Source organism: Nocardiopsis sp. iso_40, assembly GCF_056173285.1.
The window spans coordinates 2,504,858-2,526,819 of record NZ_CM149666.1 but is presented as its reverse complement, the minus strand read 5'-3'; the positions used below and the strand labels follow the sequence as shown (position 1 = coordinate 2,526,819).

The 21,962-nt window shown below is 71.3% G+C and carries 19 protein-coding genes; 5 read left to right on the top strand and 14 right to left on the bottom strand.

The features are described 5' to 3' along the window. Nucleotides 1–151: 151 nt before the first annotated feature. Nucleotides 152–1,429, top strand: coding sequence for a helix-turn-helix transcriptional regulator (locus tag AC0VYD_RS11090; protein ID WP_475479782.1), 1,278 nt, complete (start codon nt 152–154; stop codon nt 1,427–1,429). On the opposite strand, the gene AC0VYD_RS11085 is transcribed toward AC0VYD_RS11090, so the two are convergent. From AC0VYD_RS11085 to AC0VYD_RS11045, 9 genes are all read right to left on the bottom strand, one after another. Beyond that, nucleotides 1,367–2,941, bottom strand: coding sequence for an aldehyde dehydrogenase family protein (locus tag AC0VYD_RS11085; RefSeq protein WP_475479781.1), 1,575 nt, complete (start codon nt 2,939–2,941; stop codon nt 1,367–1,369). The genes AC0VYD_RS11090 and AC0VYD_RS11085 overlap by 63 nt on opposite strands. Before the next feature lie 1,107 nt (nt 2,942–4,048). After that, a complete protein-coding gene (locus AC0VYD_RS11080; RefSeq protein WP_475479780.1) occupies nt 4,049–5,065 on the bottom strand; it encodes a pentapeptide repeat-containing protein in 1,017 nt (338 codons plus the stop codon). Between the two features lie 123 nt (nt 5,066–5,188). Next, the gene (locus AC0VYD_RS11075) at nt 5,189–6,175 is read right to left on the bottom strand and encodes a hypothetical protein (protein ID WP_475479779.1); all 987 of its coding nucleotides are present in this window, start codon (nt 6,173–6,175) and stop codon (nt 5,189–5,191) included. A gap of 174 nt (nt 6,176–6,349) precedes the next feature. Then, the gene (locus tag AC0VYD_RS11070; protein ID WP_475479778.1) at nt 6,350–7,600 is read right to left on the bottom strand and encodes a cytochrome P450 family protein; all 1,251 of its coding nucleotides are present in this window, start codon (nt 7,598–7,600) and stop codon (nt 6,350–6,352) included. Next, entirely contained in the window at nt 7,600–8,817 is a 1,218-nt protein-coding gene (locus tag AC0VYD_RS11065; protein WP_475479777.1) for a cytochrome P450, read from the bottom strand. Before AC0VYD_RS11065 ends, AC0VYD_RS11070 begins: the two co-directional genes overlap by 1 nt. Then, nucleotides 8,814–9,443 carry a GTP-binding protein gene (locus AC0VYD_RS11060; RefSeq protein WP_475479776.1) on the bottom strand — a complete coding sequence of 210 codons (630 nt, stop codon included), beginning with the start codon at nt 9,441–9,443 and terminating at the stop codon, nt 8,814–8,816. The genes AC0VYD_RS11065 and AC0VYD_RS11060 overlap by 4 nt, the downstream gene beginning before the upstream one ends. After that, nucleotides 9,424–9,780: a DUF742 domain-containing protein gene (locus AC0VYD_RS11055; protein ID WP_191271014.1), complete on the bottom strand. Its 357-nt coding sequence runs from the start codon at nt 9,778–9,780 to the stop codon at nt 9,424–9,426. The genes AC0VYD_RS11060 and AC0VYD_RS11055 overlap by 20 nt, the downstream gene beginning before the upstream one ends. Then, nucleotides 9,777–10,181: a roadblock/LC7 domain-containing protein gene (locus AC0VYD_RS11050; RefSeq protein WP_191271016.1), complete on the bottom strand. Its 405-nt coding sequence runs from the start codon at nt 10,179–10,181 to the stop codon at nt 9,777–9,779. The genes AC0VYD_RS11055 and AC0VYD_RS11050 overlap by 4 nt, the downstream gene beginning before the upstream one ends. After that, the gene (locus AC0VYD_RS11045; protein ID WP_475479775.1) at nt 10,181–11,533 is read right to left on the bottom strand and encodes an ATP-binding protein; all 1,353 of its coding nucleotides are present in this window, start codon (nt 11,531–11,533) and stop codon (nt 10,181–10,183) included. The genes AC0VYD_RS11050 and AC0VYD_RS11045 overlap by 1 nt, the downstream gene beginning before the upstream one ends. A 750-nt stretch (nt 11,534–12,283) precedes the next feature. Between AC0VYD_RS11045 and AC0VYD_RS11040 the strand changes: the two genes are divergently transcribed. After that, complete coding sequence (locus tag AC0VYD_RS11040) at nt 12,284–12,667, top strand: RNA polymerase-binding protein RbpA (protein WP_191271020.1); 384 nt, start codon at nt 12,284–12,286, stop codon at nt 12,665–12,667. Between the two features lie 87 nt (nt 12,668–12,754). On the opposite strand, the gene AC0VYD_RS11035 is transcribed toward AC0VYD_RS11040, so the two are convergent. The 4 genes from AC0VYD_RS11035 to AC0VYD_RS11020 all read right to left on the bottom strand — a co-directional run bounded on the left by AC0VYD_RS11035 (nt 12,755) and on the right by AC0VYD_RS11020 (nt 15,967). Then, nucleotides 12,755–13,558: an HAD-IIA family hydrolase gene (locus AC0VYD_RS11035; RefSeq protein ID WP_473040235.1), complete on the bottom strand. Its 804-nt coding sequence runs from the start codon at nt 13,556–13,558 to the stop codon at nt 12,755–12,757. Between the two features lie 99 nt (nt 13,559–13,657). Further along, complete coding sequence (locus AC0VYD_RS11030) at nt 13,658–14,455, bottom strand: SCO1664 family protein (RefSeq protein WP_475479774.1); 798 nt, start codon at nt 14,453–14,455, stop codon at nt 13,658–13,660. A gap of 5 nt (nt 14,456–14,460) precedes the next feature. Further along, nucleotides 14,461–15,042, bottom strand: a complete 582-nt coding sequence (locus AC0VYD_RS11025) for a DUF3090 domain-containing protein (RefSeq protein WP_475479773.1) — start codon at nt 15,040–15,042, stop codon at nt 14,461–14,463. A 175-nt stretch (nt 15,043–15,217) separates the two neighbouring features. Then, nucleotides 15,218–15,967, bottom strand: a complete 750-nt coding sequence (locus AC0VYD_RS11020) for an MSMEG_4193 family putative phosphomutase (RefSeq protein ID WP_475479772.1) — start codon at nt 15,965–15,967, stop codon at nt 15,218–15,220. Nucleotides 15,968–16,235: 268 nt separating this feature from the next. Between AC0VYD_RS11020 and AC0VYD_RS11015 the strand changes: the two genes are divergently transcribed. Continuing rightward, nucleotides 16,236–17,123, top strand: a complete 888-nt coding sequence (locus tag AC0VYD_RS11015) for an aldo/keto reductase (protein WP_475479771.1) — start codon at nt 16,236–16,238, stop codon at nt 17,121–17,123. On the opposite strand, the gene AC0VYD_RS11010 is transcribed toward AC0VYD_RS11015, so the two are convergent. Next, complete coding sequence (locus AC0VYD_RS11010; RefSeq protein WP_475479770.1) at nt 17,120–19,390, bottom strand: LLM class flavin-dependent oxidoreductase; 2,271 nt, start codon at nt 19,388–19,390, stop codon at nt 17,120–17,122. The two genes, AC0VYD_RS11015 and AC0VYD_RS11010, sit on opposite strands and share 4 nt — an antisense overlap. A 97-nt stretch (nt 19,391–19,487) precedes the next feature. On the opposite strand from AC0VYD_RS11010, the gene AC0VYD_RS11005 reads away from it, so the two are divergent. Further along, complete coding sequence (locus AC0VYD_RS11005; protein WP_475479769.1) at nt 19,488–20,060, top strand: MarR family winged helix-turn-helix transcriptional regulator; 573 nt, start codon at nt 19,488–19,490, stop codon at nt 20,058–20,060. A gap of 104 nt (nt 20,061–20,164) precedes the next feature. Then, nucleotides 20,165–21,955, top strand: a complete 1,791-nt coding sequence (locus AC0VYD_RS11000; protein WP_475479768.1) for a helix-hairpin-helix domain-containing protein — start codon at nt 20,165–20,167, stop codon at nt 21,953–21,955. Nucleotides 21,956–21,962: the final 7 nt, after the last annotated feature.

Sequence of the window (21,962 nt, the reverse complement as noted above, 5' to 3'; positions counted from 1 at the left end):
GGTCCCCCGCCCGCTCTGCCTCCGGGAGACTACGGCCCCTCCACGGGGACGAACGCCCCGACCCGAGCAGGTCCCCGCACGGTCCGCCTGCCCCTCGGACCCGCGAAACGGCACCCCACCACAGTCCGAACGCACCGATGGAAGAGCTCTCGTGACAATCACAGCCATGGAAAGACCCACGGCACCCTCCACGTGCAAGCATCGCTTATACGGCCGTGACCGGGAACTGTCCGAGGTCGCCGCCACGTTCGACCGGTCCCGGGGGCAGGGCAGCACTCTCGTCTTCGTCGAGGGAGCGGTGGGGTCGGGCCGGACCCGGTTCCTCCAGGAGTGCATCGACCTCGCCCGGGGGCTCGGCTTCAGCGTCAACACCGGCAGTCCCCTCCAGCGGCTGGGGCAGGGAAGCAGCGGGACGCACGCCGACGTGGTCGACCGCCACCTGATCGTGGTGGACGACGCCGACCGGATGAGCGACCTGGAGGTCAACAACCTCTCACTGATGTGGGACCGGCGCGGCGACGGCGGCGTCTGGCTCATCACCCGGAGGCCGGGAGCGGGTACCCGACGCCTGGACTCGCGTCTGTCCAGCCTGGGAGGGGAAACCGTCCGGATCGGCCTGGGCGGGCTGTCCCCGGAAGCAGTGCGCGCACTGACCGTCGACGTACTGGGGGCCGAACCCGACCCGGATCTGGTCGACCTGGTGGACCAGGCGAACGGGAACCCGCAGATCGTGGTCGAGCTGCTTCGCGGGCTGGTCGAGGAACGCACGGTCCTCGTCACCGGGCCCCGGGCGTGCCTGATCACCGACTGCCTGCCCGAACGGCTCTACTGCTGGGCCGAGGGGATGCTGGCCGAGTGCTCCCCCGAGTGCCGCCAGTTCCTGCGTGTGACGGCAGCCCTCGCTGGCGGGGTCTCCCTCGACCGCTGCCCCGCTCTGCTGGGCATGCGGCCGACCGAAATCCTGCCGCTGATCGAGGAGGCGCGCGGAGTGGGGTTGCTACGGGCAGGCCCCCGACTCGACTTCCCGAGCCGACTGGTGCAACGGGTCATCTCCGGCCTGGTGCCCGACGTGTTCCGGCTCATCATGCGGCAGGAGTCGGAACCGGCCGCGACCGCCGCCGACCCCGGCGACGACCCGTCCCCGGCCCGTGAGCCGGAGGGACCCGCACCGGTGCCCGATCCCCGACCTGCGGACACAAAGGTCCTACCCTCCGAGGAGCGCCGTCCCCTCACCGACCAGGAGCGGTCCATCGTCGAACTGGTCGCCGAGGGCCTGACCAACCGCCAGATCGCCCGGCGTCTGAGCATCTCACCCCACACCGTCAACTACCACCTCAAGAAGCTCTTCCGTACCTATGGTGCGGGGTCACGCGTGGAGCTCCTCCGTGTCCTGATGATCCGCTCCGGTGAGCCGGTCTCCTTCGGCTGAGTCCGCCCGGCGCCGGACACCGACCACCGAGAAGCGGGCCGTCGCGAACTCCCCCCGGGAACCACCGAAGTTCGACGCCGGATTGAGCGCGTTGCCGTGCAGGTCGGAGAAGACCGAAGACTGAGTCATGAGCCACTGGCCCGTGAGGTTGATCGACACCCCCACACCGCACTCACGGGCCAGTGCCTCAGCCGACTCGCGCACCTCGGCACGAGTGGTGTGCACCCCGGCGGTGAGCGACCCGCTCGCCAGGGCGACCTCCCCCATCGACTCCAGGGCCGCCTTCGTCGAGTGGACGGGAACGACGAAGGACAGCGGCCCCGGATGCTCTGTGTACAGTCGGTCGGCCCCGGGCTCGGCGAGCACGATCACGGGAGGGCGCACCTCGGCTCCCGGGTGGTCGGGGTGGCCGACCTCCGGAGCGGTGAACAGGACCTCGCCCAACTCGCCGGCGACCGCCGACTCCCACACCCGCAGGGTCTCCGGGTGGGAAACCGCCCCGAGCAGCTCCGCCGACTCCCTGCCCCCGCCGAGCAGTGCGCGTATCTCCCCGCCCAGGTCCTCGACGAAGGTCCGCAGGTCCTTGTGTCCCTCGTCCGTGCTGATGCCGTGCTCGGGAACGAACAGGTTCTGCGGGCTGGTGCACAGGCGCCCGCTGTACAGCGTGAGCGTGAAGGCGAGGTTGGCGACCATGCCCCGGTAGTCGTCGGTGGAGTCGACCAGGACGGAGTTGACCGCTCCATTGCTGGTGAGGACCGTGGCCCCCCTGTGGGCGTGCGCCTCCAGCCACCCGCCGAAGGAGGAGGATCCGGTGTAGTCGATGACGCCTATCTCCGGCCGCCGGGCCAGGACACGGGCCAGGCCCTCCCCCGGATACTCCGCAGCCAGGCAGACGAGGTCGGGAGAGAGGCCGTGTTCGCGCAGGACGTCGCGGGCGATCCGGACCGTCAGCGCGAGGGGCAGTACGGCGTCGGGGTGTGGCTTGACCAGAACGGCGCCGCCCGCCGCCAGGGAGGCGAACAGCCCCGGGTAGGCGCTCCAGGTCGGTACGACGCCTCCGGCCACGACCAGCCCCACCCCTCGCGGCACCACCGTGAAGTCCTTGACCAGGACCTCGGTCCCGGTCGGGGCCGGTTTGCGCCAGATCACCCGCTCCGGCAACCGGGTCTGCTCGGCCAGGACCTGTGTCACCGCCTCCAGCCCGCGGTCCTGCGCGTGAGCGGCCCCGGCGTGGAACGCCATGAGCTCGCCCTGACCGCTGGTGTGCTTCGAGGCGAGCGCGATCTCGTGGGAGCGGACGTTGACCTGGGCGAGGATCTCCGCACAGACCGACGCCCGTGTCCAGGGGGAGAGCCCGGCCCACGCACGCGAAGCCGCCGCCATGGCTGGGAGGAGCACCTCCGGGTCGGTGTGCGGATAGGAGACCCCCAGCGGGAAGCCGAAGGGGGACACCTCGCCACCGGTGTCGGGGCCCGGGCCGACACGGCCGTCCTCGCCGGGCTGGCCCAGCACGAAATGCGTTCCAAGGGTGTCCCGGAAACGGTCTTCCGCGCTTCTCGCCGCGCCCGGACCATAGGAATCCCGGTCCTCGGCGTAGGCGGCCCAGTATTCACGCCGGGAAACCGCCGAAAGTGATTCTTCCAGCAGCTCTCGATGTCTTTCCCGGAGATCGCGCAAGCCATTCACTGGAAATGTCCGGGTGGCGTCCTCGGGCATCGGTCCTCGCCTGGGGGTCGTGTCGCTCTGTCCGCCCCCATGCTAGGACCGCGCGGCACGGAAGGACCACTACCCGTTCTGGTAGTCCTTTCCGAGCCTGATCCGGAGCGGCCGTCAAACAGGCAGAACAGGAGTTCCGCCACCCGGCACGGGGTACCGGGGAAGCGAAAAGCGGACGCCGGGGGCCGTCCCGGCACAAGCAAGCAGATCAACGATTTGGTGCGTGACAGCGGATGGGGCGGGGAGAGCGCCTGTGGCATGACCCCGACCTGGCGATCAAGGTCGACCGTACGGTCCTGGCCCGTCCATGGCTCACCGGCATCTCCCAGCATCGCCTGGCCGCGCTCGTGGAAGAAGCAGAACACGATGAAGGCCACCATCGCCGCCGACCATCGCGGGCGCACGTTGTGAACCGATGCGATGCGCCCCGGGAGGGATGCACGACGCCACCGCGGTGCGCACTGCGGGCATCGATTCCTGCTTCGCTGCTTCCCCGAGGTCGAGGTGCTGCTGGACGACGGTCGGCCTGCGACGCAACATGGCACAGGACGGCCTTCGCATCCGATGGCCGCAGGTTCGAATCCTGCCGGTTGCACCACAAAACACCAGGTCAAACGAGCTACTTCGCCTCATTTTCGAGGAGCCGTCGCACTGATGGAACCAGGGTGGGACCGAGATGGTGACAGACCCCTGCTCACCCCGTACCACCGGGCCCTCCCGGCGTCCCGCAGCACCAGCCAGAAGCTCCGCTCAGTCACCTACCGTCCCGCCTCCAGCGAAACAGTGTCGGCCGGCCCCGACATCACCTTCGACAGCCACCTTGCTGCGCAGGAGTGACGGGAGGCGATCCCGGTATACACCGGAGCCTCCACAGTGAGCACGTGGCGACCGGCACCGAGACAGTCACTTCTCCGTGTCCCCGCTCTCTGTGGGCCACGACGCATCCACGGGCAGCATGTACCCCTCACCTTCGTGCTCCCGCACGGCCCACCCCGAAGGAACCCGGTTGAGCAGATACGGACGCAGCCTCGCCCCGCCGAAACAGAACTCCTCGGATCCGGCCACCTTGGAAAAATCAGCTATGCCATCGAAGACAGCCCTCTCAAACGAGACCTCCGACAAGAAGTCCACGTTCGAGAAGATGGCTTCGAGCTTGAACTCAGCCCCCTCGAACACTGCATCCCGATGGAACGTTGAATGCGAGAAACGCGAATCGCCGCCGAACAACACAGATTGGAAAGTCGCGTACCCTTGAAATTCCACCTCCTCGAAGTTGGCCTCGAGCGCAAACGTGGACCCATGAAGGAACACCTGTTGCTGGAATGTCGCTTCGGCGAAGGTAGCCCCCCTCTCAAAGCGCGTATTGTTCATGGACGCAGGCCCGTGGAAGACGGCCCTGTCGAAGCGAGCACGATTCCAGATCCTCATTCCTGACATTTGCGTGTATCCGTGGAACTCAGCCCCGGCGAAGCCAGCCTGGTCGAGCTCAGAGTTCATGAAAGAGAAGTCCTGGAGCAGGGCTCCACTGAGGTCAACCCGTATGCCCTCCCAGAGTTCCAACTCCTCGCGCGAACACCGGCCCTGGTGGAAGTCATGTTCCGAAAGCCTCCGACTCAGTGTCTCCTGGGTCCTCTCGCGCACCCGCTGGCTGTCCGTCCGCGACCTTTCACGAAGGAACCAGCACATGACGTCCACAACCGCCTGCCGGAGAGCGGGAAATCTGCAGCCGATGTCCTCCAGTTCATCAAGGGCTCCGACCTGGAGAACCGGCGGCCCGCCGAACAGCTGTGTGGAAGCGCGAGTGATCCTCTCACGGGCCTGGTTCTCCTCTCCCCACATGTTCAGGTTGACTGCATCGCTTTGGACGACCAACCCCTTATTTTCTCCAGAAAAGGAGTTGTTAACTCTTCGGTTGCCCATCCTGATCCTCCTTGTCAGCCCCGGCCGGAATCCTTGCCCCAGTCTTAACCTGTACTGGGGCCGCAGAGCACAACAGGAGCAGGGCCGACCGGGCCCAGAAGAGGCTCCTGGCCTCACGGCTGTTCACTCGACGGGGAACTCCAGGTCAACGGTGGCGAAGCACTCGTCCAGGCAGCCGGTCACGGCCAGGTCGCCGCCCACCTCAGGCCCGCTGAAGAACAGGGCGGTCTGGGTGGCGGTCCCCGCGTCCAGTTCGTACTCCCCCACGGCCTCCTCGGCCCGGTACTCGTGGCCGTCCGGGGCGGTGTAGGTAGCGCCGAACAGGTCCAGGGCGACATTGTCCACCGTGGTGAACTCGGCGGTGACGACCAGGGCGTCGTCGGTGACGCTCTGGTAGGCGGTCAGCAGGTGGACGTCGACCCCCTCCGAGCTGGCGGCGACACCGCTGCCGGAGACCAGGCGTTTGCCGGGATCCTGGCCGTCGATGAGGAAACCGGTGATCAGACCGTCCTCCGTGGTGAACTGGTCGAAGGTGACGCACACCGGCCCCCCGGTCTCCGGGCGGCACAGCTCGAAGCCCTCCTCAGAGGGTTCCAGGGTGGCGCTCGGACGGGGATCGCCGGCCGATTCCCAGGCGCTGAACAGTTGGACGTGGTGGCGCAGGTAGGTGTGGGCGGTGGAGTCCTCCGCCGCCAGGGTCAGCCCCTCGCGCATCCGCTCGGGGTCGTCGCTCGCGGCGAGGGCGGCCATGTACTCGGCCGCCTCGTCCGGGACCTCCTCCCCGGCCTCCCCGGACTCCTCCGGCGCGGCCGTCCCCTCGGGTTCTGTCGGCCCCCCGGTCCCGGCGCCGGGATCGGGAGCGGGTTCGGAACCGGGATCGGGCGAGGGCTCCCCCGGTTCGGGCTCGGAGGTCCGCTCGGGCTCGGAGGTCTGCTCCGGGTCGCCGACCGGCTCCTCCGCCCCGGGGACGGGGGTCTCCTGCCCCTGGTCGCCGGGTTCGGAGACCTCCCGTTCGTCTGCGGACGGCACGAGTTCGCGGACTCCGCCCAGGTCGCATCCGGTCAGGAGAAGGACCAGGATGGCGGCGGCGGTCACGACCGGCTTCGGCATGTCCTGACGTCCTCTCGGAACGACATTCGGACTGCCGATTTTAGGGTTGATTAGTGATAATAGTCCGCTTTCAACCTTTTTTGGGGGTTTCCTGAATTCCCTCTGTCCCCCCGTGACCTGGTCCCCGGAACAGCGCCGCCGGGCCCTGGAAACGGCCCGGCGGCGAACCCCGTGCTATCCCCGGGGGCGCAGGAGGACCGGGAGCTCCTTGAGGCTGTTGACCAGGAGCGAGGGGTTGAGCTCCAACTCCTCGTCGGCGACCGCCAGGGTCAGGTCCGGGAAGCGCTCGAAGAGCATCGGCAGGATGACGCCCGCCTCCAGACGGGACAGAGGCGCGCCCGGGCACACGTGCGGGCCGTAGCCGAAGGAGATGTGGCGGCCCCTGGTCCGGGTCGGGTCGAACACGTGCACGTCCTCGCCGTACTCCTCCCGGTCGACGGTCACCGCGCCGTAGTGGGTCATCAGGGCCTCGCCCTTGCGGATGGTCACCCCGCCGATCTCGATGTCCTCGGTGGCGAAGCGGAACAGCATCGAGATGTTGGGCGGATCGTAGCGCAGGGTCTCCTCGACCACCGCGTCCCAACCGATTTCGCCCTTCTTGACCAGGTCGAGCTGCTCGGGGTGGGCCAGCAGGGCGCGCACCGCGCTGTTGAGCAGGTTCACGGTGGTCTCGTGCCCGGCCACGATGACGTTCAGGAGGATCTGCCGGATCTCACCGTCGCTGAGACGGTCTCCGTCCGGGCCCTCACCGAACAGGTCGGTGGTCATGTCGTCCCCCGGTTCGGCCTTCTTGGCGGCGACCACGTCAGCGAAGAAGCTCTGGAGGGTCGAGTAGGTCTCCAGGAACCGCTCCGCGGTGTTGGTGGAGTCGAAGAGCGCGTTGCACAGGTCACCGAGGTACGGATAGTGGCTCGGGTCGATCCCGTAGAGCTCGCCGACGACCCCGATCGGGATGGGGAAGGTGAACTCCGACTTCAGGTCCAGGGGCTGGTCGGCCCCGGGCTCCAACCGGTCGAGCGTGTCGGCGGTGATCTGCTCGATCCTCGGGCGCAGCCGCTCCACCCGGCGCGCCGAGAACGGCTTGGCGATGTGGTTGCGCAGCCTCCTGTGCGGTGCGCCGTCCAGGCCCAGCATGTCCTCGGTACCCATGGGGACGGTCAGCAGCAGCGGCCACCCTTCCGGGATCCGCCCGGCCTGGAAGTCGGCCCAGTGCTCGGCGTCCTTGACCAGGCGGGGGTCGTTGAGGGTGGCTCTGGTGACTTCGTGGTGCGTGGTGGCCCAGGCTGTCACCTCGCCGGGCAGCTGGACCCGGGCGACGGGCCCGGCCTGGTAGAGGCGCTCACGCTCGGCGGGCAGGCTGTCCACCACGGGGTGGATGACCGTGATGTCGTCGGAACCGTCGGCGTGGGAGACGGGGCAGGGCATCAGTGGACTCCTTGGGGGAGGGTGGGGGTGAAGGTGACCGGGAGGACGGCGACCCCCCGGACCCATGGGGAGGGGCGCCAGCGCAGGTCCTGGGCCGGGACGGCGAGTTCGGTGTCGGGCAACCGGTCCAGCAGGACCTCGATCCCCGTGGTGGCGATGGTCTCCGCGATCTCCTGGGCCGGATAGGGGCACCGGTGCTCACCGTGGGAGAAGGACAGGTGCGCCTTGTTGCCCCGTTCCCCGGAGGTTCCCGAATCCGGGCGCACCCGCGGGTCGCGGTTGGCGGCGGCCAGGCTGAGGAGCACCAGGTCGCCCTGGCGGATGAGCTGGCCGCCCAGTTCCACGTCGTGCACGGCGTACCGGCCCGCGTGGATCTGGCACGGGCTGTCCTCCCACAGCACCTGGGACAGAGCCTCCCCCGCGCTGCTGCGGGCCCCGGCCATCGAGGCGGAGAAACGGCTGTCGGTGAGCATCAGCCGCAGCGCGTTGCCCATCCACTCGGCGGTGGTCTGTTGACCGGCGGCGATAATCGCCAGCAGGTCGACGACGAGCTCCTCGTCGCTGTACCCGGCCGGGTGCGAGATCATACGGGACACCACGTCGGCCCCGGCTCTGGCCCGGCGTTCCAGCACCAACTGCCGGAGTGCCGCGCTGAGCTCCAGGTAGGCCTGTTGGGAGTCCGCCTCGGCGTCGAGCATGGTGGTGATCTTGGCGCTGAGCGCGTCCCCCTGGTCGTCGTCCAGACCGTACATCCAGCACAGGACCAGGGCCGGGAGCCGATAGGCGTACAGCGATCTCAGGTCCGCCTCGCCCGAGGCGCAGAAGGAGTCGACGAGCCGGTCCGCGATCCGTGTGATCACCCTGCGCAGCTCGTAGGGTTCCACCCCGTTCAGAGCCTCGTTGATGACCAGGGCGTGCCGCCGGTGCTGTTCCCCCTCCGCGTGCTGGATGTTCGGTGCCGGGAACACCAAAGGCATGAGCGGCCATTCCGGAGGCACCCCCTCCCAGCCGTTCCACCTGCGGGAGTCGCTACCGAAGATCTTCGGGTTGCTCAGCACGTGGTGGAGCTCCCGGTACCCCAGCACCAGCCAGGCGGGGACGTCGCCGTCCAACCGCACGCGCACGACCGGGCCGTGGGCCGAACGCATGCTCTCGAAGTGTCCGGTGGGGTCGGACTGGAAGTCCGGCCCGTACAACTGGACGGGGCAACCGCTCATCCGGCCCTCCTCGTGATCAGGGAACGCACGTGGTGTACGAGCTCGATGAGGACCTGTTTGGCCGATTCCCGTTCCCGGGCGTCGCACCGCACGAGCGGGACGGCGGGGTCCAGGTCGAGGGCGGAGCGCACCTCGTCCAGGGTGTGTTCGGTGTCGCCGAAGTCGTTGTGCGCGACGATGAACGGGGTGCCCTGCGCCTCCAGGCGGTCGATGGCGTAGAAGGAGTCCTCCAGGCGCCGGGTGTCGACGAGCACGACCGCTCCCAGGGCCCCGGTGAAGAGCCGGTCCCACAGGAACCAGAAGCGCTCCTGCCCCGGGGCTCCGAAGAGGTAGAGGACCGAGGTGGCGTCCAGGGTGATGCGGCCGAAGTCGAAGGCGACGGTGGTGGTGCGCTTGCCCTCCACCCCGCTGAGGTCGTCGATCCCGTTCCCCGCCCGGGTCATGGTCTCCTCCGTGGTCAGCGGACGGATCTCGCTGACCGAGCGGACCAGGGTGGTCTTGCCGACCCCGAAACCGCCGACGACGGCGATCTTCAGGGCCTGTTCCGTGCTGTCGGCGAGCGGGGAGGCCGGCCCGTCGGGCGGGGTGCCGGGTTCAGGGGCTGGTTCAGAGGTTGTGGAGTGCAACGAGCACCTTCTCCAACACGTCCGGTGAGGCGAGCGGGTGCGCCGGTGAGGGCGCGGGGGCCGGGTGGCGTGCGGTCACCCGGCCGGTGTCGATCAGGTCGGTGAGCAGGATGCGCACGACCGTCACGGGCAGGCGCAGGTGGGCGGCGACCTCGACCACGGCCATGGGGCTGACGCACAGGCGCAGGATCTCGGCGTGCTCGGACTGCATGCCCTGGGTCGGGAGGCACTCGGCGACGATGAGTGTCACCGCGTCCAGGGAGTCGTCGGCCCCGCTGCTGCGCCCCGAGGTGATGACGTAGAGCCGGTCGGGGCTCTCCCCGCGGTGCGAGCTCATACCGTCTCGGCCCCGGCCCGGGGCGGTGTGGTCAGGTGCTCGCCCATCTGTTCGACCAGCTCGTTCATGTTGTGACCGACCAGCCCCGGTTCCGCCTCGTCGCTGGTGACGACGGCGAGGTGGGTGCCGTGGCCGGCCTCGACGATGAAGAGCAGGCCGCCGTAGAACTCGGCCATCGCCTGGCGCACGCCGCCCCTGCCGTCACCGAACTCCACCGAGGCGCTGTGTGCCAGGCTCTGTACCCCGGCCGCGATGGCGGCGAGGTGGTCGGCGCTGTCGGTGCTCAGGCCCGAGCTGTGGCAGAGCTTGAGTCCGTCCCGGGAGAGCACGAGCGCGTGCCGCGTGCCCGGTGTGTGTTCCAGGAGGCCTTCGAGCAGCCAGGTCAGCTTGTTGAGGTCCATCAGGTGTCCTTCGGTGAGTCAGTCGGCCCCTGGCCGCGCACCGCGGATCGGAACGCGCCGAAATCCTTCGCCGAGGCGGGGGGACCGGGTTTTTCGGGGGCGGGTTGTCTGCGCTCCGCGGCGGCGAGGGTCCGGCCCCGGCGGCGCTGCGGCAGGCCGTTCTCCGCCCTGGGTGCCGGAGCGGAGTCGGCGGGAGCTGCCGCCGACTTTCGGGGGGAGGGTTCGGGGGCCACGACCGGCTGGGGCGCCGTGGGGGCGGGCAGCGGTTTGATGAGCCGCTGGGGCAGGAGCAGGATCACGGCCGTGCCGCCGCGTGAGGAGGAGCGGAAGGAGACTTCGAGGCCGTAGCGGTGGGCGATCTGTCCGACGACCGGCAGACCCAGGCGCGAACCGGAGATGGCGGAGATGTCGAGTCCGCCCTCCACCGCCTGGCGGGCCCGGCGCAGCGCCTCCTCGCCCATGACGAGGCCGCCGTCCTCGACCATGATCGCCATCCCTGCCTGGACCTCCTCCACGTGGACGTGGACCTCGGCGGTGGGCGGGGAGAACTTGGCCGCGTTGTCGAGGATCTCGGCCAGCGCGTGGATGACCCCCTCCGCGGCGAACCCGGCGACCGCGAGTTCGGAGACGCTGTGGGTGCGGACCCGCTGGTAGGCGCCGATGCGGCCCATGGCGCCGCGCAGGATGCTCTCCATCGGGATGGCGCGGCCCCACCTGCGTCCCGAACGCGCTCCGGTGAGGATGGCGATGCTGTCGGCGACCCGCCCGGTCTGGGCCGTGGTGTGGTCCAGGTGCATGAGGTCGCCGAGGACGTCGGCCCCGGCGCTGCCGTCGCCGTGGCGTTCCTGCATCTGGCGCAGGTCGGCGAGCATCGTGGTGGTCAGTGCCTGGACCCGGCCCGCGGCGGTGGCGCAGGCGGTCATGGCGGCGGAACGGCGGCGTTCGGCGGTGGAGATACCGGTGGCGACGGCCCGCAGGACGGCGGCGTTCGAGGGGTCCGACACGGCGGGCACCCGGTGCAGGGCGGTGTCGGCGGAGTCGCCGTCACGCAGCCGTTCGACCAGGCGGGGCAGGTGCTCCCCGGCGAGGGCCTCGGTTTCGGTCCGAACCTCTTCGAGCCGTGCCCGGAGTTCGGCGATCCGGCGGTCCCGGCGTGCGAGGAGGAGCGCCAGGGCCAGGAGCAGCAGGAGGGCGACGCCTCCGCTGGCCAGGACCGGCAGCAGCCCTTCCGGGTGGGCGGTCCACAGGGCCCAGCCCCAGGCCGGCAGCACCGGGACCAGGACGAGAAGCCACCGTTGGGCGGCCGGCCTCGGTGTCAGCGCTCCGCGGGATCGGGGGGATTTGTCAGTCATGGTGCTCCACGTCCGGCCACGTCTTCACTCTTCGTACACATGGGAGGGCACACCGAACGAATGCCGGTAATCAACGTGCGAAGGCGTGCTGAATAGGTGGACGAATTAACCCCAACCTATCTTTTTGTGCACACAGCGAGTCAACATACCATCAAGTTCGCCTGTCGCCTATGCCAGAAAAAAGAACAAGGTAATGCAATCCGATGACCGGCCTGGATCTCCGGTGACACCGGGACTCCCGCAGGAATCACCACATCGCGGACTCGGCCCCGATGACACGCGAAAACACTGCCCCGATCTCTCGTGTACATATCTTGAACTGCGGTGACACCCGGGAAATCCACACCCCGGGAATCGATCGGTCCGACTTCGGGCGGCCCGCACCCACATACGCACCCGGGCGGCTTCTCCGCCGGCGCGAGTCGGGTCCGGCTGGTGCACGGAGTCGGGAGGGCGCAGCGCGCGTTCGGGCGGGTCCTCACCCGGCGCGGCCACACCTGGGAGATGGGGGTGCACGGATGGGGGCTCGGCGCGGAGGATGTACCGGGCAGGGATCCGGGACCCGCAAAACCGACCCCCTAGAGTGGTGCAGGTCACAAGCGCCGGAGGGCTCGGTGGCGCAGGCCCTGGCGGCGTGCGCTGCTCCCGAGTCCGCCGGGGTGGTTCGACCTCAGGTCAGCGGGGAATCTTGACGTGGACCGACGCGTTACACCCCGCGAGACCGCACAAGCGCCTGGAGGCACCCACACGATGGCCGAGCGAGCACTTCGCGGCACACGGCTCGGGGCGACGAGCTACGAGAACGACCGCAACACCGACCTGGCTCCCCGGCAGGAAGTCACCTACGACTGCACACGGGGTCACCGCTTCTCGGTCACCTTCGCGACCGAGGCCGAGATCCCCGCGGAATGGGAATGCCGTTTCTGCGGCGACCGAGCGCTGCGCCGGGACGGCAGCGGCGAGGAGCCCAAGAACACCAAACCGGTCCGCACCCACTGGGACATGCTGCTGGAACGCCGCAGCATGGAGGACCTGGAGGAGGTCCTCGCCGAACGCCTGGCCCTGCTCCGCGCCCGTCGCCGCGAGGAGGCGGCGAAGGTCGAGGAGATCGCCAAGCAGCGGCAGAGCGCCTGACGGCAAAGGCCCGAGCGACGACAGCACGGGGGCGGTGGACACGGTCCACCGCCCCCGTCGCCGTGCCCGGGGCTCGATGGGCCCTGGTCAGTCCTCGGCGCCGAAGGGGTTCTGGGTGACGCCCACGAGTTCCTTCACCGACTCGATCACCCGGGTGGGCCGGTAGGGGAACTGGTCCGCGGTGCCCCTGTCGGAGATCCCCGAGAGCACCAGCACGGTCTGCAGGCCGGCCTCCAGCCCGCTGAGCACGTCGGTGTCCATCCGGTCGCCGACCATCAGGGTGTTCTCCGAGTGTGCTCCGATCCGGCGCAGCGCCGAACGCATCATGAGCGGATTCGGCTTGCCCACGAAGTAGGGCCGACGGCCGGTGGCCTTCTCGATCAGCGCGGCGACGGCACCGGTCGCGGGCAGCGGCCCCTCGGCGCTGGGCCCGGTCTGGTCGGGGTTGGTGGCGATGAAGCGGGCCCCGTTGCGGACGAGCCGGATCGCGCGGGTGATGGCCTCGAAGCTGTAGGTGCGGGTCTCCCCCAGCACCACGTAGTCCGGGTCGCGCTCGGTCATCACGTAACCCACGTTGTGCAGGGCGGTGGTCAGACCCGACTCGCCCACCACGTAGGCCGACCCGCCGGGGCGCTGGGTCTGGAGGAACTGGGCCGTGGCCAGGGCGGAGGTCCAGATGGCCTCCTCGGGGATGTCCAGTCCCGTGTTGAGCAGTCGTGCACGCAGGTCGCGGGGGGTGTAGATGGAGTTGTTCGTCAACACCATGAAGGGGGTCCGCTGCTCGCGTAGCTCCGCGATGAGCGTGTCCGCGCCCGGGATCAGGTGCTCTTCGCGTACGAGCACGCCGTCCATGTCGAAAAGGTAGTTCCACTCATTGCTCACGTGCACCATTGTGCAGGTACCGGAGACACCGGCGCCATTCCTACCCCCCGGTAGTCACGCACGACGGGGTTGACGCTCCTCACACCGGGACCGCCCGCACGTGCGCGCTCACACCGGCGGCCAGGGGACCGACGGCCAGTCCGGGGCCGGATAGGGGTGGATCCGGTGGTGGATGAGCAGGTCCACCCGGGCGCGGACCGCGTGGACCTCGGGCCCGGTGAGGTGCCCGGCGAGTCCGGCCGGGAGAGGGTCGTCCGGGTCCCGCAGACGGGTCCGCACCTCGGACAGGGCGGCCAGCGCCTCCTCGGTGAGCGGTTGGCCCTGCCACTGCCACAGGACGGTGCGCAGCTTGTAGTCCTCCGCGAAGGACACCCCGTGGTCGCAGCCGTACAGGTGCCCCCCGGGGGTGGGCAACAGGTGGCCGATCTTGCGGTCGGAGTTGTTGATGACCGCGTCCAGGACCGCCATCCGCCGCAGCCCGGGGTGGTCGCTCTGCCGGGAGAGCGCGACGAGGTCGACGGTGGTGTCGCCGTGCACCCACAGCTGGACCATGCCCTCGCCGTAGGGCCCGTCCCGGTGGACGGTGGGCGGGACCACCGACCAGCCCAGGGCCTCGGAGACGGCGTAGGCCGACACCTCCCGACCGGCCAGGGTGCCGTCGGGGAAGTCCCACAGCGGCCGCTCCCCCGCCACCGGTTTGTACACGCACACGGCCGAACGGCCGCCGTCCGAGACCGTGCAGTACAGGGTGGCGTTGGAGGCCGCGGTCAGACGGCCCTCGACGGTGATCTCGCCCCGGCGCAGCAGGTCGAGCCCCTCGGCGGGGGTGAGCCCGCCGAAGGCGTCCTGGACGTCGGGGGCCGCGGCGGCCGCGCCCGGCCGGGTGCCGGTGGTGTCGTCGTCCACGGCCGTCAGACGAGACGGTCCGGGCGGTAGCCGTTCTGGCGCGCGCAGACGTGGCCGTTCGGATCGAGGGGACGGCCGCACAGCGGGCAGTCGGGGCGCCCCGCGGACACGACCTTCAGGGCCCGTCCGGCGAAGGCGCGCGCCTCGCCGGGGGTGAGGTAGACGCGCAGGACGTCGCGGTGGGCGGGTGCCTCCTCGGCGAAGACCTCCAGCTCCTCCTCGTCGTCCTCCAGCATCTCCTCGGTGGCGGTCTCGTCGATCTCCTGGGCCTCGATGATGACGCGGGCCGCCTCGGCGTCCCAGGCCAGGGCGAGCGTGCCGACCCGGAAGTCCTGTTCGATGGGTTGTTCCAGCGGTCCGTCGTCCTCGGGCGGAGCCACGTCGTCCGGCGGTGTCCCGAACCGGCGGTGCACCTCTTCCAGCAACTCCTCGATACGGGTGGCCAGGGCCTCCACCTGGGCCTTCTCCAGGACGGCGCTGGTGATGCGGCCCTCACCGACGGCCTGGAGGAAGAAGGTGCGGTCCCCAGGCTGACCCACGGTCCCGGCGACGAACCGTTCCGGCGGATTGAACTGAAAGACGGGCATACCAAGAACCTTACGGGATGAGGGTGACACGGTGCGATCCGCCCACGCCAACCCCCGGTACCAGGCGGACTCCGGCACCTCGAAGGGCGGGCACGGGCACCCCGTCAGGATCCGGTCGGGGCACACCGCCGCCTTCCTGGAGGGGGTCGTCGGTGTGGCCCGATGGGCGCCCGCCCTAACCGGTTCGGGTGTTCTCGCCCGCGCCTCCGCCTACCGCCGCGTCGCCCCTGGTCTCCGCGGCCGTGGGAAGCGTCCCGGCCAGCGGCTCCCCGGTGTCGTTGAGCTTGTTGAGGAAGGGACGGGTCGCCGTGTAGGTGATGGAGGTGACCGAGCAGGGGTCCACGCGCAGACGCTGGAACAGGTCGAGGTGCGTGCCCAGGGCGTCGGCGACGATCGCCTTGATCACGTCGCCGTGGCTGCACACCACGTACACGGGCGGGGGCGCGTCGGCACCGGCCCGCTGGAGCAGCAGGCCGTTCCAGTCCCGTACCGCCTCCACGGCGCGGGCCGAGGCCGCGGCCAGGGCCTCCCCGCCGGGGAAGCGGGCGGCGCTCGGATGGTCCTGGACGACCCGCCACAGGGGTTCGGCCGCGAGGTCGGTGAGGGAACGACCGGTCCAGCTGCCGTAGTCGCACTCCACGAAGCGCTCGTCGGTGGTGACGGGGGCGCCGAGCCGTTCGGAGAGCGTCTCGGCGGTCTCCTGACAGCGTTCGAGCGGGCTCGAGACGAGCGCGGCGGGGGCGAGGCCGCCGAGCCTGTCGGCCAGGAGCGCGGCCTGGGAGCGCCCGTCGTCGTTGAGGTGCACGCCGGGCGCGCGGCCGGCCAGCCGGGGTCCGGTGGCATCGGTCATGCCGTGCCGGACGAGCAGGAGGGTCACCGCCCCGGACGCGGGCGGGGTGTCCTTGGTGTCAGCAGGTGTCGCCATGCGGACAGCCTAGGGGGCCGGGTCCCTCGAAGACGGACACCCGGCACGGACTTTCCCGCCGGGTCCGCGCACAGGGGGAACGGAGCACGAACCTGTGCTCGACGGCTCGGGCGGGCCGTGCCGGGGGCGGCGGCCCGAGCTGCGACGACGGTACGCGGCCAAGGTGTCCCCGGGGCCTGTCCCGGGCGGACACGGTACTCTCCGCCGCATGGAACAGCGACAGGTGGGCAGATCAGGGCTCTGGGTCTCTAGGACCGCTCTCGGCACGATGACCTGGGGAAAGGACACCTCCGAGGAGGAGGCCGGGCAGCAGCTCACCGCGTTCGTCGACGCGGGCGGGACGCTCGTGGACACGGCGGACATCTACACGGGCGGCCAGAGCGAGCGGATCCTGGGCCGCCTGCTCCGGGGCGCGGTACGCCGCGAGGACGTGGTGGTGGCCACCAAGAGCGGACACACCCCCGAGGGCTACCGGCGGGTGGACGGTTCCCGGCGCCACCTCCTGGGAGCCCTGGACGCGTCGCTGCGCCGGTTGCAGACGGACTACGTGGACCTGTGGCAGCTGCACGTGTTCGACCGGCACACCCCGCCGGAGGAGACCCTCACCGCGATGGAGTCGGCCGTGGCCTCGGGCAAGGCCCGCTACGTGGGGACCGGGAACCTGGAGGCCTGGCAGTTCGCCACCTTGGCGACCTGGCAGCGGGCCCAGGCCGGACGGGTGCCCCTGGTGAGCGTCGGCAGCGAGTACTCGCTGCTCAACAGGGGGGCCGACCACGCGCTGCTGCCCGCCGCGGCGGCCAACGACGCACACGTGATCGCGTGGTCGCCGCTGGGCCGCGGTGTGCTCAGCGCCAAGTACCGCGGGGGCGTCCCGGCGGACTCCCGCGCGGCCTTCCCCCACATGGCGCCCTACGTGGAGCCCTACCTGGACGAGCGCAGCCGCCGGGTCGTGGAGTCGGTGTGCACCGCCGCGGAGGGGCTGGGCGTGTCCCCGCTGGCGGTCGCGCTGAGTTGGGCACGCGACCAGGAGGGGGTGGCCGCGGCCGTGGTGGGGCCGCGCACGCTCTCCCAGTTGGAGGAGATCCTCTCGGTCGAGGCCGTGGAGCTGCCGCCGAAGATCCGGGACGCCCTGGACGACGCGACCGCGGGCGGCTAGCGGACGGGCGCGGGGGCGATCGGGAAGTTCTGGTCGAAGACGTGGTCCGGGTCGTACGCGGCCTTGAGCTCACGCAGCCGCCCCAGCGCGGGTTCGGGGAAGGCCTGCGCCAGGACCTGCGGCCCGGTGCGCGTGTCGAAGCTCAGGTAGAGCCCGCGGGCGGCCTCGCCCAGCTCCGCCCAGCGGCGGTCCAGGAGGTCGGCGCGGCTCCCCATCGCGGCCAGGGAGAAGTTGGCCGACCGGTGGGCGTAGGCGGTGGCGTCCGGCGTGACGTCGTTGACCGCGCCGCCGACCTGGCGCAACTGCATGAAGTAGGCGTCGCCCGTGCCGAGTGTCCGCGCCATGGCCCGTGCCGCCCGGGGGGTGATGTGCTCCAGCAGTGCCGAACGGGAGACCGGGGTCGCACCTCCGCCGTGCGGCCCCTGGTGGCCGACCAGGACGGCCGGGTAGGGGGCGACCTGGGCGCGCTGGTCCAGGACCGGCCCGACCCGGAGGAAGGGTTCCAGGGCCCGGACGGCGGCGTCGGTGTCGTCCCCCGCGTGGACGACCATCGCCTGGGCCGCGGGACCCTGCCCGCCGCGGCCCGGTCCCATGGTCAGGAACGCGGTGACCTCGCGCGGGGCGGCTTCGGCGGTCGCGCCCCAGGACCGGAGGAACTCCTCGGTGTCGGAGGCGTCGTAGACGAACTGGCCGAGGACGACGTCGCGGACGGGGGAGGCGACGGCCTCAACCGAGGTGAGCACGCCGAAGTTGGCGCCCGCTCCGCGCACCGCCCAGAAGAGTTCGGGGTGGTGTTCGGCGTCCACCCGCAGCACCCGGCCGTCGGCGGTGACCAGTTCGGCGGCGGTGAGCCGGTCGATGGTCAGGCCGTGGGCCCGGGACATGTAGCCCAGGCCCCCGGTGGTGGCGATCCCGCCGACCCCCACTCCCCCGTGGTCGCCCGAGCTGATCGCCAGACCGTGCCGGTGGAGGGTGGTGGCGACGTCGCCCCAGCGGGCGCCCGCGCCCAGCCGGACCCGGCCGGACCCGGCGTCCAGGACCTCGATCCGGTTCATCCGGCCGAGGTCGACGACGACGCCGCCGTCGTTGGTGGACCGGCCGCTGATGCCGTGTCCGCCGCTGCGCACGTTGAGCGGCACGTCCTGTTCCCGGGCGTAGGCCAGGGCCCGGGCGACCTGCCCGGGGTCCGCGGGACGCAGCACCAGGCCGGGCCTGCCCTGCTGCATGTAGCCGTGCCGGAGCCCGGTGTAGCCCCTGTCACCGGGTTCGACCGCGGTGTCGCGCAGGGCCGCGGGGAGGGCGTCGTAGTCGATGCCGGGGCGGCGGGCGGCCAGGGCAGCGGACGGGCGGACGGGGCCGGTCGGGGTTCCGGCCGAGGCGCGTTCGCCCTCCACCGCCTCCCGCAGGGCGGGGGCCACCTCCCGGCCGAACGCCTGGATGGCGCGCGGGTCGTCCGTGCCCAGGACGAAGGTGCTGATCCCGTTCTCCAGGGCCAGCGGCAGCAGGTCCCGGACCCACTGCTCGGCGGGGCCGCGGAGGAAGCCGCGGCCGGTGGGGAGCAGTGCCGCGCCGCTGAGGTTGAGCAGGCGGCGGACCTGGCGCGGGTCGCGTCCGGCCCGTGCCGCGGACTCGTCGATGATCCGGTTGGACTCCGGCAGGTCCTCGACCCTCAGGTAGCCGAGGCTGGGCAGCCAGCCGTCGGCCTTGGCGCCGACCAGGCGCAGCATGCGCGGTTTGTACGCGCCCAGCCAGATGCCGATCTCGTGGGCGGGTTCGGGACCGCGCCGCATGCCGTGGGCGGAGTAGTGCTCCCCCCGGGCACGCACCCCGCCCCGGGCGTCGGTGTCCCAGGTGGCGCGGATGAGGTCGACGGCCTCGGAGAGCGCGTCGACGGCCTCCCCGGGCGTGCGGTGGCCGCCGCCCATGGCGTGCACGGCCTCCTGGAAGCCCCCGGCGCCGAGGCCGAGTTCGAAGCGGCCGCCGGAGAGGCGGTCGAGGCTGGCGGCCGCACGGGCCAGGACCGCGGGCGGGCGCAGGGGCAGGTTGAGCACGTTGCCGGAGACACGGAGGCGTTCGGTGCGGGCGGCGACCCAGCTCAGCAGGGTCCAGGTGTCGAGGAAGTCGGGGTTGTAGGGATGGTCCTGGAAGGTGACCAGGTCCAGCCCGGACGCCTCGGTGAGCTCGGCGAGCCCGACCACCGCGTCGGGGTCCTGGGCGCTCGGCGTGACGAAGGTGCCGAACTCCAGGGGGCGGCCGTAGTCGGGCATGGCGGGTTCTCCTCAGAAAGCACGAGGTCGTTTGTCAGGCAAATGATGGTTTGCACAACTTATCTTCTCGAACACCTATTCCTGGTAATCTCGGACCATGACACCCACCACGCCGGACCGGAACGGCACCGCCGGGGACGGCGACCTGGGCTGGTCCCTGGCCGTGGTGCTGCGCAACTGGCACGAGCGCACGGAGGCGGCCCTGGCCGAGCTGCCGCACGGCGGCCGCGGCTACCACGTGCTCGCCGCGCTCTCCCGGGGCGAGTCCCCCACCCAGGCGGCGCTGGCCGAACGGCTGCTCATCGACCGCAGCGTGATGACCTACCTGCTCGACGACCTGGCGGCGGCAGACCTGGTCCGGCGCCGCCCCGACCCGGAGGACCGCCGGGTGCGCCGGGTGTGCGCCACCGACCACGGCCGTGCGGTCCTGGCCCGGGTGAACGCACTGGTCGAGCAGGCCGAGGAACGGGTCCTGGGCGGCCTGGACCCCGAGGCCCGGGACCTGTTCCGGGCCGCCGCCGCACGGGCCGCCACCGCGATCCAGGAGTCCTCCCCCGAGACCGACCCCTGCGCCGCCGTGACCCGGGTGACCGGAGGCGGGGCCGCGTCGGGAGGTGCCGGAGGGCGTGCCGGCACCAGGTCCGGGAGCGGACGGCGCGACACCGGTTAGCGCCGCGGCCGACGGACGGGCGCGCCTGTGGACAACGGGCGCGGGTGTCCCCGCGAGTCGATAGGCTCCCCCCGAGTCCACGAACCACCTGACGAGGGGAACCGGTGTCCGAGGCTGTTGAGAAGGTCAGTGCCGTCCTTGGCCGGATGGGCGCCCCGAGCGCCCTGGCGCCGCGCCTGGCGGCCGCGCTGGGCCCGCAACCCGCCGCCGAACTGGACGCCAACCCCTGGCTGCTGCTGCGCCTGCCCGTCGTGACCGTCGAACAGGCCGACTACTGCGCGCGCAGACACCTGGGTGAGGCCGCCCGCCCCGACGACCCCCGTCGGCTGGGCGCCCTGGTCGGGCACACCCTGCGCACCGCCGCGCGCCGAGGGCACACCGCGATCGAGGAGAAGCGCCTGGCCACGGTGGTCGGCCAGCTCGGGGTCGCCGACCCGCGGGCGGCGCTGGAGGCCGCGGTGACCGCCGAGGAGGCGGCCCTGTTCGAGAGCGCCGACGAGCCCGACGACGACTTCGACTTCGAGGAGGGCGGGGTCCCCGAGGTGCCGGACCTGCCCGACCCCGAACGCTTCTACGCCTCCCCCGAGGTCGGCCGCGCCGAGCAGCGGCTGGGTGAGGAGCTGCTCCGGCTCATCGGCGGCAGCGAGCCGATCATGGACCCGGTGACCGCCGCCGAAACCCTGGAGGCCGCCACCTCCCGGGGCGGCTTCGAGATCTCCGACACCACCCGGGAGGCCCTGCTCACCGCCACCCTGCGCCCGGTGACCGTGGTGCACCACGGCCCCGGCGACCGGGACGAGACCGCCCGAACCCTGGTGTGCCTGGCCGCGATCGCGCGGGAGAGCCAGGTGGGGATCGCCGTGGTCGCCCCCACCGCCCAGGCCGCCGCCGCCCTCAACGCCGACCTGGCGCGGGTCACCGGCCGCGAGGAGCCGGAGTCCGGACAGACGGGTGAGGGGGAGCCGGACGGAGAGCTGACCCCGGTCCGCGCGGTGTCCCTGGCCGAGCTGCTGGCAGCGGAACCGGACCCCGCGGGAATGGTGGTACTGCACGAGTCGATGTCGCTGGGGGTGGCCCGGACCGCCGACCTGGTGGCGACCTGCACCGACGACGCCCACCTGGTGCTGCTGGCCGACCCGGACCAGGCCCCCTCCGCCACCCCGGGCCGGGTGGTGGCGGACGTGGCCGCCTCGCGCACCGCCCACGTGGCCGCGCTCGCCGACGAGGCCGAGCCCTCCCCCCTGACCGTGCTCGCCCGCGCGGTCGCCGGGGGCGGGTGGCCCGAGGTGGAGGCGCCCGACCGCGAGGTGGTACGGGTTCCGGCCTCCTCCGCGGAGGAGGCCGCCCACCGCGTGGTGCAGTTGGTCACCGACTCCATTCCCAGGGCCCTGGGGATCGACGCCGACCAGGTCCAGGTGGTGGCCGCACGCGAGGACGGCCCGGCGGGCGCGCGGGCGCTCAACGCCGCCTGCAAGGAGAGGCTGAACCCGGGCCCGGGGGCGCACGGCGGGTTCGACGTGGGCGACCGGGTGGTCCTGGCCGCCGAGGGCCCCGGCTACGGTCCGGGCGACACCGGTTACCTGCGTGCGGTCTCCGAGGGGGCGGTGGTCGAACTGACCGGGGGCAGCCGGGTGACCGTGCACGACCCGGCGGCACTGCGCCCGGGCTGGGCGGTGGGGGTGGCGGCAGCGCACGGCGGGTGCTGGCCCGCGGTGGTCACGGTGTTCCCGCCCCAGGTCCCGGTGTCGCGCCCGCAGGTCTACACGGCGCTGACCCGGGCGACCCGGCACGTGTCGGTGGTGGACGCCACCGACGGCGCGCTGGAGGCGGGGGTGCGCGAGACCCTCGCCCCGGAGCGGACGACCCGGCTGGCCCTCGTCCTGCGCGAGGGCTGACTCCCGG

Bases quoted from the DNA above. Each gene is read 5' to 3' on its own strand.
- AC0VYD_RS11080 (WP_475479780.1), bottom strand. From the start codon at position 5,065: ATGGGCAACCGAAGAGTTAACAACTCCTTTTCTGGAGAAAATAAGGGG.
- AC0VYD_RS11075 (WP_475479779.1), bottom strand. From the start codon at position 6,175: ATGCCGAAGCCGGTCGTGACCGCCGCCGCCATCCTGGTCCTTCTCCTG.
- AC0VYD_RS11070 (WP_475479778.1), bottom strand. From the start codon at position 7,600: ATGCCCTGCCCCGTCTCCCACGCCGACGGTTCCGACGACATCACGGTC.
- AC0VYD_RS11065 (WP_475479777.1), bottom strand. From the start codon at position 8,817: ATGAGCGGTTGCCCCGTCCAGTTGTACGGGCCGGACTTCCAGTCCGAC.
- AC0VYD_RS11055 (WP_191271014.1), bottom strand. From the start codon at position 9,780: ATGAGCTCGCACCGCGGGGAGAGCCCCGACCGGCTCTACGTCATCACC.
- AC0VYD_RS11050 (WP_191271016.1), bottom strand. From the start codon at position 10,181: ATGGACCTCAACAAGCTGACCTGGCTGCTCGAAGGCCTCCTGGAACAC.
- AC0VYD_RS11045 (WP_475479775.1), bottom strand. From the start codon at position 11,533: ATGACTGACAAATCCCCCCGATCCCGCGGAGCGCTGACACCGAGGCCG.
- AC0VYD_RS11040 (WP_191271020.1), top strand. From the start codon at position 12,284: ATGGCCGAGCGAGCACTTCGCGGCACACGGCTCGGGGCGACGAGCTAC.
- AC0VYD_RS11035 (WP_473040235.1), bottom strand. From the start codon at position 13,558: ATGGTGCACGTGAGCAATGAGTGGAACTACCTTTTCGACATGGACGGC.
- AC0VYD_RS11025 (WP_475479773.1), bottom strand. From the start codon at position 15,042: ATGCCCGTCTTTCAGTTCAATCCGCCGGAACGGTTCGTCGCCGGGACC.
- AC0VYD_RS11020 (WP_475479772.1), bottom strand. From the start codon at position 15,967: ATGGCGACACCTGCTGACACCAAGGACACCCCGCCCGCGTCCGGGGCG.
- AC0VYD_RS11015 (WP_475479771.1), top strand. From the start codon at position 16,236: ATGACCTGGGGAAAGGACACCTCCGAGGAGGAGGCCGGGCAGCAGCTC.
- AC0VYD_RS11010 (WP_475479770.1), bottom strand. From the start codon at position 19,390: ATGCCCGACTACGGCCGCCCCCTGGAGTTCGGCACCTTCGTCACGCCG.
- AC0VYD_RS11005 (WP_475479769.1), top strand. From the start codon at position 19,488: ATGACACCCACCACGCCGGACCGGAACGGCACCGCCGGGGACGGCGAC.